This window comes from Roseateles oligotrophus (assembly GCF_025717515.1).
GTDB lineage: Bacteria > Pseudomonadota > Gammaproteobacteria > Burkholderiales > Burkholderiaceae_C > Paucibacter_A > Paucibacter_A oligotrophus.
In genome coordinates, this window is record NZ_JAJIRN010000007.1 from 192,790 (window position 1) to 204,792 (window position 12,003).

Here is a 12,003-nt window from a genome sequence, read left to right on the forward strand (position 1 = left end):
TTTGTCTTGCAACAAGGACGCCAAGTTAACGGGCTTCGCTATATTCAACAAATGCTTTATTCGTGAGGAGCTATACGAATATGCGTATGGCTACCCGGTTCAGGGCCGCAGGCTCCAACGGTAGACCGGAATCAGGCTGACTTGGCGCAACTCGGCCAATTGGGGCGCGCCTTTGAAGTCGGGCCGGTGCTCGCGGGGCAGGTAGATCGGGGCATCGGCGCGCAAGGGCAGCACGCTGAGATGGAGCGGGCCTTTTGCCTTGGCGTTCAAACTCTTCAAGCCAATTTGCCAGGCTTGGCCGTTGTAATACCAGTCATCCAGCATCTGGGTGCCGGCAAACAGGCGGGAGATATCGCCGACGAAGTCGATCTGCATCAGCACATCGTCGACGCCTTTCAACACCGCCTCGGGCAGTTCGATCTTCCAGGCCGCCGCCGCCTTGAAGCTCTCCGGGCTGGGCTGCAAGGCGGCTTTTGCGAGGCCGCCGATCTGTATCGGCGGGGCCGCCTGAGCTTCGCGCAGCGCGCTGATTCGGGCTTGGGGCTGACGCTCCAACTGCTCGGCTTCCAAGACCTGGAAGATGCCGTCACGGTGCACCGATTTGAGCGCCAGGCTGGACTTCGGCAGCTGGCTCAGCGCCGGGTAGACGGCGATGCGGAAATGCGGATCACCGGCGGACAAGAGCTCCAGCCCGGCGGCGGCGAAATGGCTGCTTTGCGCGCTGAGCAGCAAGCGGCGCTGGCCGGCCAGCTCGCCGATCGACAACTGCTGCGTCTGCTCCGGTGTCAACACCAGCAAGGTCACCAGACGGGCACCGGGGCGTTTGATGGTTAGGGCGGCGTCGCTGCCGGGCTGCAGCCGGTCCAGCACCAGCTTGCCGTCTATCACTTGGCTGCGGGCCTTGCTGGAATTGGCTGCCTTGATATGGGCAGCGCTGGCCGCATCAAAGCCCAGCTCGACCGGGATGCCGGCCTGGGCGGAGAACACATAGACCAGGCCGTCCTTGCCGGCGTCCAGCCTTGCCACCGGCTGCGCGGTGGCGTAGCGCAGGCGGGTGCCGGCCAGGTCCAGATTGATCGGCCAGAGAAAATAGGCGCCGTCGGCGACATCGACCGCCTGTTGCGGGAATTGCAAGGTTTCCGTCGTGAGTTTGACCGAGAAACGAATCTGCTTTTGTGTCGGCATCGCGTATTGCCGCACATGGTTGTTGAAGAACAGAAAGCCGCTGTCTCCATTGGCGCGCACCGCCCAGCGCGGCGTCTGCAGCTCGGCGGCGTTGGCCGGCGTCAGCGCCGGCTTGCGCACCGTCATGGTCGCTAGCTCGGCCCCAAAGTCCCGCAGAAAATAGTGAAAAGGGCGCAGCTTGGCCAGCACCGGGCGCTGCTGGCCGTCGGGCCCGAGCGGGGCGTTGAAGTCATAGTTGATCGCGGGCGTGTCGTTGTAGCCGCCGCTCAAGCTGCTTTCTTCCAGCGTGCTGACGCCGTTCACGCCGAGTGGATTGCGCCCACCGTGGAACATGTAATAGCCCATCAAATTGACGCCCGAGCCCAGCTGCACCGGCAGCATTGAGGCGATATCGTCAGGTGACACCAGCGTGCGGCGGCGGTACATGGCCGGCAGGCCGGCGCCGTATTCGGCGCCCAGAAAAGGCGTCAGGCCGATATCGCTTGCGGCGGTGCCCGGCGCGCTGGCGGCGGTCTGCGCGCCGAGGTCTCCCGAGACCCGGCTGTCGAAGCGAAAGGCATAGGTTTCCTTGGGCGGCAGCTCGGTGGTCGAGTTGCCCCAGGGCTCATCCGGGTAACCGCCGAAGACGGGCGTTACTTCGCCGGAGGGGTAGACCGTGTCGTCCCAGCCGGTGACGGTGTAGAGCGGCGCGTCCATGCCGGCTTGGCGCGCCAGCCGTTTGAGCTCGCTGATATGGGCCGCGCCCTGGCCGGGGCCGTTCAGGTTGTATTCGTTCTCCAGCTGAATGGCGATGACCGGGCCACCGTCTTTCCACAGCTGGCCCTTGAGCTGCTGGCCGATCTGGCCGTACAGGCGCTCGACCGCCTTCAGGTACTGCGCGTCGTTGCCGCGTGTGGGCATGGCCGCCACAACCCAGTCCGGGATGCCGCCGAAGCGTGCCTCGGCATGTGCCCAGGGGCCGACGCGCACCACCACATCAAGGCCGACCTTGTTGGCTAACTGCACAAAGCGACGCAGGTCGCGATTGCCGCTCCAGACAAAGTGCCCGTCTTGCTCTTCATGGTGATTCCAGATCACATAGCTGGCGACGATGTCGATGCCGGCCGACTTCATCTTGCGCAGCTCGGCCTCCCAGCTGTCGGCCGGGCTGCGGCTGTAATGGAACTCGCCCATCACCGGCAGCCAGGGTTTGCCATTGCGGGTCAGGTATTGGTTGTTGGCGCCCAGCGTCTCGCCCTTGGGAGAGACCGCGCTGCCAAGCTGGAGGTGACCGGTCAAGGGCACCGGAACCGGCGCGCTGGCGTCGATCTGCAGCAGCGTTTGGGCCGGGCTCAGGCCGCTGATCAGGGTGCTCAACAGGCCCACGGCCAGCGTCACGGCATTTTTTTGCTGCTTGTTCATGTTGTTGTCTCTGTATTTTTTGTTTTGTTGCCGACAAGGCGGTGCTTACAGCCCGCGCCAAGCCTGCACAAAGTCGCGCGCGCGTGCGGCCACGGTGGCGGCCGAGTAGCCCGGTGCGTACAGCGCCGAGCCGAGGCCGAAGCCGCTCGCGCCGGCCTGCACATAAGGGCTCATCGTCTGCGGCGTCACACCGCCAACCGGCAGCAAGCGCAGCGTCGGCGGCAGCACCGCGCGCATGGCCTTCAGGATTTGCGGCGTGACCAACTCGGCGGGGAACAGCTTGACCGCATCGGCGCCCGCATCGGCGCAGGCAAAGGCCTCGGTGGGTGTGGCCGCTCCGGGGACGCAGAACAGGCCGTCGGCCTTGGTTGCGCGGATCACGGCGGTGTCGGCATGCGGCATCACGATCAGGCGGCCGCCGGCGTCGCGCACCTTGCGCGCGGCGTCCACGCTCAAGACCGTGCCGGCGCCCAGCAAGGCGTCGTCGGGCAGGCAGCGCGAAAGCAAGGCGATCGAATCGAGCGCTTGCGGCGAATTCATCGGCACCTCGATCAGGCGGAAGCCTTCTTGATACAGCGCCAACGCGATCGCCTCGACCTCGGCAGGGCGCACACCGCGCAGTATGGCGACCAGGGGCAGGGCGGCAAAGGCGCGGTCAAACAGGGAGCAAGTCATGGTTCTATTTGGTCCAATTTATGGGGGGAGCCGCAGCCAACCGGCGCTTTGCGCGAGCCGCCACAGGCCGGCGGGTGCGGTGTTGTCCAGCGTCAAATCGGCGGCGCAATCAAAGGCGCGCAGGCCCTGGGCGTAGCGAGCGCAAAGACCGGGCTCGCCGATCAATAGCAGCGGCGCTTGCGCCAAGCCCCGCCGGTCGCGCCAGGCCAGACCGGCGCGCAATTCGTGGCCGATCAAAAGCCCGGACATATAGTCGGCCAGCGCAGCGGCCGCCAATTCGCCCGTCAGGCCGAGCGTGCGCACGGCAAACAATTGATGGCTCAGGCCCAGCTCGCCCTGCTCGCGGGCGGCCCGCAGGCCGGCGAGAAAGGCACTTGAGTCGCTCGCGACATCGACCGGGGGCATCAGTCGCCCTAACACCGAATGTTGACGCAGCAGGGCAAACAACTCGCCGGTCATATGGGTGGCGAAACCGCGCAGTTGGCTGTCTCGCAGCTCGGCCCATTTTGAATGCGTGCCCGGCATCACGATGCAGGCCGCATCGGCCAACTGCGGGTGCTGCTGCAAGGCGCCGAAGACCTGCGTCTCTTCGCCCCGCATCACATCTGGCGGCTGGCCAGCGGCTTGCTGGAGCAGGCCGGGCAGGATGCGCAGGCTGCGTCCCTGGCCGAACTCCACCGACACGGTCTGCGCGGCCAACGCGGCTTCGTTGGCCGGGCAGGCCGCATAAGGCGCCTCGCGCCAGCCATGTTTGGCGCCGACCATGCCGCAGGCCAGCAGCGGCAATCGCGGGTTGGCTTGCAGCCAGTCGCCGGCAATCTGCTGCAGCGCTTGCACATAGGCCAAGGCCCGGCCGTCCATCACGCTGGCGCCCATCGCGCTGCTGCGGCTGGCGAGGGTCAGGCCTTGCCCGTCGAGCAAAAAGGCGCGCAGGCCGCTGCTTCCCCAGTCGAGTGCGAGCAGGGCGGCCGATTCCATTGGGGCTTGGCTCACCACTCGGCCACGCTGCCGTCGGCATGGCGCCACAGCGGGTTGCGCCAATCGGGGGCGTTGCGGCTGGCCTCGATGACGCGGGCCTCGTCGATCTCGACGCCCAGGCCCGGCTTGGGCAGCGGCTTGATATAGCCGCCTTCGATCAGGAAGTCTTGCTTGTTCGACACATAGTCCAAGAGCTCGCCGCCCTTGTTGTAATGGATGCCCATGCTCTGCTCTTGCAGCACCGCGTTGTGCGAGACGAAGTCGACCGCCAGGCAGGCCGCCAAGGCGACCGGGCCGAGCGGGCAATGCGGCGCCAGCGCCACGTCATAGGCCTCGGCCATGGCGGCGATCTTCACGCATTCGCTGATGCCACCTGCATGCGAGAGGTCGGGCTGGACGATGGCGATGCCGCCCTGCTCGAACACCCGTTTGAATTCGAAGCGCGAGTACATGCGCTCGCCGGCGGCCAGCGGGATAGCCGTGTGTTCGGCCAAACGCGGGTAATGCTCGGCCTGCTCGGCCAAGACCGGCTCTTCAACAAACAGCGGCCGGTAAGGCTCCAGCGCGCGCAGCAAGACCTTGGCCATAGGCGCGGCGACGCGGCCATGGAAGTCGATGCCGAACTCGATTTCATTGCCGAAGGCGGCGCGGATTTCGGCGATGCGGCCGACCGCGGCATCGACGGCGGCGGCGCTGTCAATCATGCCGAACTCTTCGGTGCCGTTCATCTTGAAGGTATCGAAGCCACCGGCGCGCAGGCGCCGGATGTCATTGATCACATCGGCCGGGCGGTCGCCGCCGACCCAGGAATAGGTCTTCATGCGATCGCGCACCAGGCCACCCAGCAGCTGATAGACCGGCACGCCCAGCGCCTTGCCCTTGATGTCCCACAGCGCCTGGTCGATGCCGGCGATGGCGCTCATCAGAATGGCGCCGCCGCGGTAGAAGCTGCCGCGATACATCAGCTGCCAGAGGTCGTTGATGCGGGCCGGGTCCTGGCCGATCAGCAGTGGCGCGAACTCCTGGACGGCCGTCTCGACGGTACGGGCGCGGCCCTCGATCACCGGTTCGCCCCAGCCAACTATCCCTTCGTCGGTCTCGATCTTCAGAAGCATCCAGCGCGGAGGCACTCGGTACAGGGTGAGCTTGGTAATCTTCATGGAGCTGTGGGCAGTCAGGAAACAGCCTTCAGCTTAAGTCCGCGAGCTACATCGAAAGTATCATTTTTAAGCGTATATCTATGCTCTATCGAGATAGCTGCAAGGCGCTGGTCGCGCTCAAGAAAGAGCAGCGCCGCCCCGAGCTTTCAGTCTCTGACCTGCGGCGCCATCAAAGGCAGGGTGACGTGCACGCTCGTCCCCTCGCCCGGTGCGGACTCGACTTGCAATGAGCCACCCAGGGTTTTGTTGACCAGGTTGTCGATGATGGACATGCCTAGGCCGCTGCCACCTTTGCCGATCTTGGTGCTGAAGAAGGGAATGAAGAGCTTTTCCAAGGTTGCCGCGTCCATGCCTCGACCGTTATCCCGGCAACTGATACGCACATGATTGGGCCCGGCCGCCTCGGCGCTGATTTTCAATACGCCGCCTTGTTCCATGCCGTCAAATGCGTGCAGGTAGGCGTTATTGATCAGGTTGGTCAAAACTTGGCCAAGCGGGCCGGGATAACTGTCAAGTTCGATGCCGTTGGGGATGTTCAAGTCGATCCGGTGCGGCTGCAGGCTCAAGCTGGGTGCCAGCGCCTCCAGCAACTCTTGGACTGAGGTACGCAGATCGAAACGGCGTCGCTGCTCGCTGGCTTGGTCGGTGGCCACTTGGCGGAAGCTTTGCATCAAGTCCAGTGCGCGTTCCAGGTTGCGCACCACCAACTCGCTCCCCTCGCTGACTCGGCCGACAAATCGTTCCAGCTCAATGCGTTTGAGCCCACCCGCTGCCATCGCCTGTGCAAACTCCTTGGCCAAGGCCGCGACGGTATTGGCGCTGATCAGGCTGTTGCTCATCGGCGTGCTCAGCTCATGCGAGACGCCGGCCGCCAGCGTGTTCAGCGTCGCCCGCGCTTGGCTGCGGGTCAATTCCTCCTGGGATTGGCGTAGTTTCAGCATTGCCTCCTCCAGCTCGGCCCCGCGCTGCGCGACGCGCTGCTCCAAGGTACTGTTGAGCTCCAACACGCGCGCCTCGGCCTCTTTGCGTTCACCGATCTCAACCATGGTGCAGGCGATCGTCAGCGCCCGACCCCGAGCGTCTCGGCGCAAGACCTTGCCGCGTGCCGAGACCCAAATCCAGCGCCCATCCACATGGCGGCGGCGGAACTCGACCTGATAATTCGCGCGCTCACCGCTCAGATGCTTCAGCAGCGTTTGTTTGAGCATCGCTACATCGTCCGGGTGGCAATCCGTTTGCCAGTCGTAGCCTGTTTTGACGGCGTAGGCCTTTGGATCGAGCCCGCCGATTTCGGCCCATCGTTCGTTGACCCGCATCTCATCGGTCTCGAAGTTATATTCCCAGCTGCCGGCGCCGGTGCCTTCGATGACGTTCTGCAGGCGTTGGCGTTCATCGAGCAAATTGTGCTGCGCCAGCAGCAGCGAACGCCTGCCCCGCTGCAAGTGGCGCGCGGCGAACATCAACAACAGCGTGCACAGCAAACCCGCCCCCAGTACCCAGTTGGCGTGGGCCTTGGGCAAGGCCGCAAAGTAGGCGGGCCGCGGATGCAGAACCACCTGCCATTTGCGCCCGGCAACCGCCAGCGACTTGATCCGGTCACCGGCCTGAGCCGCCAATTCAGCGACAGAACCGTCGGCGGTCAAGGCGCGCAAGTCACTGTCGGGGCCGATGCCGGTGTAGATCGGCTTACTCAAAGACATCGCCTGGTCATAGACCAGCAAGTCCAGATGTCCGTCGTTGGCGTGGCCGGCGGCGTGTTGCAACAGCAATGGCAATTCGATCACCACCGCCAAATAAGCTCGAGCCTTGACTGACCCGGTGCCGTCGGGCTCGCCCAAGACTGCCGCTGTGATGGCAAAGCCAAACGAGGCCGAGGCCTGTATGTCGCCGCGCAAGATCCGAAAGCTTTCCGACGCCACCGGCTCGGCAAGGCTGGCGGCCTTCAATTTGGAGGCCATGCGCAGCGGGTCGGCGCCCAGATTGAAGCCCAGGGCTGCCCCTTTCTCGGGCCAGGCATAGAGCACCGGAACATAGTCGTCGCGCGCGGGCGCCGTCAGCCAGGCGCCGGTCTTTTCGTCCGGCTCCACGATCCGGTAGTCCTGCAAACCCTGGGCTCGGGCGCTGGCTTCAAATTGGGTGCGCTCGGCGCCCATCACGACCGGCTGCCACTCCAGCACCTGCACGCTGGGCAATTGGCGGGTCAAACCCTGTGCGTAATGGTTGAAATCCTTGCGCTGCAATTGGGGCTGCAGTTCCAGCATCAGGCCGCCATTGCGAGCGACCTCGACGGCACGCGTCAACTCCAGCTCCACCGAGCTCAGCACCGTCTCGACCGTCGCGCTGAAAATTTCCTCCCGGCGCAGGGCCTCCGCCTTGCGCAGCGACTGGTAGCCCAGATAACTGATGGCGCTGCCGGCAAGGGCTATGGTCCCGATCAGCAGGACATCAAGCAGACCAGGGCGGAGGGTCTGGCCGCGGCTTGCGGTTTTGGCAATGGCTGAATTCTTCATGATTCAGCCGGAGTTTAGAGTGGCGGTCCGATCCTCTGCCGAAATTTTTGACTCAGCAAGCTACCGATTGCAGGCCATGCAGCGCCAGTTGCTGCCGCCTCAATCGCCGGGCAACTTGGGTATTTTCAGGCAGGGGTTGCTCGGCTCTTGGCGACTCTTCAGCCGGTAGATCACTTCGCGCTCGATGGCTTCCACATTGGCGGCCGGATCCAGTTGCACGGGCTGACCCTTGAGCACCTGTTCGAAGAAATGGCAAACATGCAATTGGCCGTTCATCGCCCCCTTACCGAACACCTCATGATCCTCATCCTTCTTGCCCAAGGGCCCCATCCGACTCAGGTCGACATAGGTCGCCAATGGCGCCAACGCATCTTCGGTGCCAAGGCCCAGCGCATGCCTGCCGGGTATGCGTCCATCGGTGGAACGCAAGAGCACATGGTCATCGGCGTTCAGCGTCACATAGACCTTCTCGCGCTGGGCCAGCCGGTTCAGCCAGACCGAATGGCCGACATCATCGGCATCCGGTTGCGAGAACAGCAGCGCCGAAAACAAACCCTTGACGCCCGGCCAATAGCCCTTCTCAACCGCCTTCTCGACCACGATGGAGCCCATGCTGTGCACCAGCAGCGCCATCTTCTTGGCTTTTGGTTGAGCGGTCTGGTGCTTGATCAAGGCCTCCAGCACCAGACCCAAAGCCTTCGCTGCCGCCTCGGTATGGCTGAGTGGCAATTCGCGGTCAAGAAAATGCAGCCCCTCGAACGCGGAATCCCAGTTGAACATCAAGACCTTGGCGTCATAGCCCAGTTCCAGCTTGTGAACCGCCAGGCCCTTGGTGAAAGTGCCGCCCTTGAGGCTCTTGCTCGGCTCCTTGCCGCGCCCATGCACGAACAGGATCACCGGTTTATTGGCGGCCTCCAGGTTGTGCAGCGCCGCGTCGAGTTGGTCGATCCGCCAGGCCTTCCCATCCGATGTGTACAAAGGCGTGTCGGCATTGAAATGAAGTTTGGACATGAGATCTCCTGCGCAGCAATGGTTTGAGAAGGACCTGGACTGACTCGGCGGACAAGGATAAGACCGGCAGCGACACAAACGAACCGAGGCAAACCCTGCCTTGCTTGGCGGTATGGCCAGGGCTTTTGATAAAGCCCAAGCAAGATGAACTATTGCCGTCGGGTTACGCTTGAGCCCAGTCAAGGAGTGGTCATGGACTATTTCGTACGCGATGAACATGTGCAGCGTTGGGACGCCGAACTGGCCGCCGAGCCGGCCGCCGCGCGTCGGCTGGACTTGCTCTTGTTTTTGAGCTGGCACCTGCGCCAACGTGATGGCAGGCGAGCGCTGTTGTTGGCCGAACAGGCGCGCCGACTCTTGAGCGACGAGCCGCCCACCGATCCGCCCGCCCAGCAGCCCGCATTGATGCGCCTGTTGCTGGTCGAAGCCGAGGTGGCGCTGTTCAGCCGTGGGCCGGTGGCGGCGCGCGCCACCGTCGAGCGGCTCGAACAGCGCTTGCAAGCCTGGCCCGAGCCCTTGATATCTATTGACCTGTGCATCTTGTCGGCCTTGTTGGCCAATGTGGAAGGCCAACCGCTGCAAAGCGACCTGATGTGGCGCATGGCCATCGACTTGGCCGGGCAAGCGCGGCAGCCATTGCGCGAGAAGCTGGCCGAAGTGGAGTGGCATCTGTCCATCAGCTACCGCAATCCGCTTGAGGGCAAGGCTCGCTTTGAGCAGATCCAGGTCGAAGCCGCCGCGCCGACGCTGGTGATGGCGCGATGGCTTGAATGGCAGGGCACGCTGGCGGCGCAGGCCAGCGAGTATGGGCGCGCGGCGGCGCTGCGCTTTCATGCCTTTGATGAAGCGATGGAGTTTGGGCAAATTCAATGGGCGGTGGCCGCCGCCAGCAATGCGGCGGATGCCTTGAATTGCCTGAACGAGCATGAATTGGCGCTGCAATGGGTGGAGCGGGCGATTGCCTTGGCCCGTAGCCGGCATTGGCTGATGTTCTTGGGCCATGGCTTGAGTCAGATGGGCGAAACCTTGCGGCGTCTGGGCAGGCTGGACGCGGCCGATGAATGTTTGCAGGAAGGCTTGCAATTGCTGGGCGAGTTTCCGCTGCAGCGCCGGCAGTTGATTGCGATCAAATACCGCGCCGACCTGCGCCTGGATCAAGCCAGGCCCGACCAAGCCCTGCTGGAATTTGCCGCGCTGCAGCAGGCCGCTGCGGCTCAGCAATATCCGGACATGCTCGTCCATGCGCATCGCGGCCAAGCTCAGGCTTTGGCGCTGTTGGGCCGTATTCAGGAGGCCGAGGCCGAGGCGCAAGAGGCGCTGAGCCTGGCGCAGCAGACCCGCCATCTGCTGCGCCAGGTTGAATGCCTGCGTGCGCTGGCCGGCCTGCATGCGCTATACCCGCAACTCGCCCCTCCGCCCGAGCTTCAAGCGGCCAGTGCGGGCCTGCACTATCTGCTGCAAGCGCTGGAACTGGCGCACAGTATTGAGGGCTATTGGGTGCCCGGCGAACTCTGGGAGGCCTTGGCCGAGGCGCATGCGCAGCTGGGGGATATGGGCCAGGCCTACACGCTGGCCCGGCAGGCGGCCAAGGCCAGGCGAAAGGCCCAGGACGATGGCGCCAATCAGCGTCTGACGGTGATGCAGGTGATGCACCAGACCGACCGGGCTCGTGCGGAGGCCGAGCATCAGCGCAGCCTGGTGCATGAGCAAAAGCAAAGGGCCGACGCGCTGGAGCAAAGTCAGGCCACCCTGGAGCGCCTGAGTGCGATGGGCTTGGACATCACCAGCAACCTTGAACAGCGCGCCGTGATGCGGGCGCTGGCAAGGCATATGAGCGGCCTGTTGACGCTCGACGCCTTGGTCTTGGCCCAGCTGCAAGAGGATGGCCAACAGCTGCGCCTGCTGCGGGTGACTCCGGGCGGGCAATGCAGCCCTATGCCCGACTTGGCCTTGAGCGATGCGGCCTCGCCGCTGGCACGCGCCGCACGCGAGGCCGAAAGCTGCGGCCGCTGCGCACCCCTGCTGGTGGGGCGGCGACTGTTGGGCGTCTTGGCGGTCGAATCCGGTGCCCGGACCGAGTTCGATGAGGCCGAACGCTTGCTGTTTCGCAGCCTTTGCGCCTATGCCTCGATTGCGCTCGATAACGCGCAGGCCTATCAGCGTCTGCGCGATGCCCAAGCGCAACTGGTGCAGCAGGCCAAGTTGGCGGCGCTGGGCAGCTTGGTGGCCGGCGTCGCGCATGAGTTGAACACCCCGATTGGCAATTGCCTGATGGCGGCCAGCACATTGCAACAGCGTACCGAAGCGATTGCCCAGCAGGTGGATGCTCAGGCGCTCAAGCGCAATGAGCTGACGCAATATTTGGATAGCGCGAGCCAGTCGTCCTTGCTCTTGATGCGCGGCCTTCACAAGGCCGCAGAGTTGGTACAGCGCTTCAAGCAGATTGCCATCGATCCCGGCAGCGAATCCCTGCAGGCCTTTGAATTGCTGCCGCAATGCGAGCTGCTGCTGAGCAGTCAGCGCGGCTTGTTCGAGGCGGCGGGCGTGCGACTGAATCTGCAAGTGCCCCCCGGCCTGCATGTGGTGAGCTACCCGGGCGTCTTGCTGCAGGTGCTGGGGCAGCTGCTTGAAAATGCCTTGCTGCATGGTTTTGCCGGGGGCAGAGCCGGCCAGCTGACGCTGCGGGCCCAAGGGCAGGGTGACGCGAAGCTGCTGCTGCAGGTCATCGACGACGGCATTGGCATCGCGCCCGAGCATCTTGACCGAATTTTCGAGCCCTTTTTCAGTACCCGCTTTGGCCAAGGCGGCAGTGGCCTGGGTTTGCATATCTGCCACAACCTTGTCACCGCCTTGCTGCAAGGCAGCATCAAGGCGGTGAGTGAAGCCGGCCAAGGCAGCCGCTTCGACATCACCCTGCCGCTACAGCCGCCGAGCGCGGCGGCGGCGGACCTTGCTCCGGATTGAAAATCGGTCAATTCCGCCCTTACGGGGCCAGATAGGCGGGCTTTTCGAGCGCTTGCGGAGCAATTTGCCCCTTATGCTGAGCGCCTTACCCAACCCTCTTCACGCTAGCCCCGACTCAG

Annotated in this window: 7 protein-coding genes; 1 reads left to right on the forward strand and 6 read right to left on the reverse strand. The window is 64.0% G+C overall.

The annotated features are described in order from the left end of the window. Positions 1-99: 99 nt before the first annotated feature. From LNV07_RS16420 to LNV07_RS16445, 6 genes are all read right to left on the reverse strand, one after another. Positions 100-2,586, reverse strand: coding sequence for a beta-galactosidase (locus tag LNV07_RS16420; protein WP_263572241.1), 2,487 nt, complete (start codon positions 2,584-2,586; stop codon positions 100-102). 45 nt (positions 2,587-2,631) lie between these two features. Next, the gene (locus LNV07_RS16425) at positions 2,632-3,261 is read right to left on the reverse strand and encodes a 2-dehydro-3-deoxy-6-phosphogalactonate aldolase (RefSeq protein WP_263572242.1); all 630 of its coding nucleotides are present in this window, start codon (positions 3,259-3,261) and stop codon (positions 2,632-2,634) included. Between the two features lie 18 nt (positions 3,262-3,279). Continuing rightward, the gene (locus tag LNV07_RS16430) at positions 3,280-4,254 is read right to left on the reverse strand and encodes a 2-dehydro-3-deoxygalactonokinase (protein ID WP_263572243.1); all 975 of its coding nucleotides are present in this window, start codon (positions 4,252-4,254) and stop codon (positions 3,280-3,282) included. After that, the gene (gene dgoD / locus LNV07_RS16435) at positions 4,251-5,399 is read right to left on the reverse strand and encodes a galactonate dehydratase (protein WP_263572244.1); all 1,149 of its coding nucleotides are present in this window, start codon (positions 5,397-5,399) and stop codon (positions 4,251-4,253) included. The genes LNV07_RS16430 and dgoD overlap by 4 nt, the downstream gene beginning before the upstream one ends. 146 nt (positions 5,400-5,545) lie before the next feature. Beyond that, a complete protein-coding gene (locus LNV07_RS16440; RefSeq protein ID WP_263572245.1) occupies positions 5,546-7,909 on the reverse strand; it encodes a CHASE domain-containing protein in 2,364 nt (787 codons plus the stop codon). 99 nt (positions 7,910-8,008) lie between these two features. Beyond that, positions 8,009-8,920: an alpha/beta hydrolase gene (locus tag LNV07_RS16445; RefSeq protein WP_263572246.1), complete on the reverse strand. Its 912-nt coding sequence runs from the start codon at positions 8,918-8,920 to the stop codon at positions 8,009-8,011. Positions 8,921-9,112: 192 nt separating this feature from the next. On the opposite strand from LNV07_RS16445, the gene LNV07_RS16450 reads away from it, so the two are divergent. Then, positions 9,113-11,884, forward strand: coding sequence for an ATP-binding protein (locus LNV07_RS16450; protein WP_263572247.1), 2,772 nt, complete (start codon positions 9,113-9,115; stop codon positions 11,882-11,884). Positions 11,885-12,003 lie beyond the last annotated feature (119 nt).